General features: G+C 62.3%; 1 protein-coding gene. It reads left to right on the forward strand.

Annotated features, from left to right (window positions below):
• On the forward strand, positions 1-246 hold a 246-nt coding region (locus tag AC1DU6_RS35905; RefSeq protein ID WP_477863436.1), incomplete at its 5' end, for an invasion associated locus B family protein.
• Positions 247-514 lie beyond the last annotated feature (268 nt).

The following is a 514-nucleotide window of genomic DNA, read 5'->3' on the forward strand; positions in this document are numbered from 1 at the left end:
CAATTGAAGCCGGGCTCCGAGTCCACGCTGGAAGTCGGCGGCGCGCGCTATGCGATGTACACGCAGGGCGACGGGCTCTGGATCAAGAATGCCGCCGAGGAAGAGCGCATGGTGGAAGCCCTGCGCAAGGCGGCCGACGTGACCGTGAAGGGCGTCTCCGCCAAGGGCACAGAGACCACCGACACGTTTTCGCTGAAGGGTCTGGCCCAGGCGCTGGACCGTCTGGCGCAGGATTGCCGGCGGTAATTGCCGCCAAAACTCCGGCTAAATCCTTGTCGCCGTTAATATTGCCGCATTTCGCGCCTTTTCATTCGGGCGCGAAAAGCTTATTTGAGGTCGGCCTGTTTAAGGCCAGATTTCCCGTGACATCATAGATCGAACGCCATGACCCCCGTTTCAGCCGAGGCCGGTTCCGCCATCGACGCTTCCCGCGCATTGCCCGCGGGCGAGATGCCGCTGGAGAAGATCGCCACCGAAACCTATGTCCCGCTGGCCAAGCCATCGCTGATCGGCC

The organism is Roseateles sp. P5_B10, assembly GCF_056400485.1.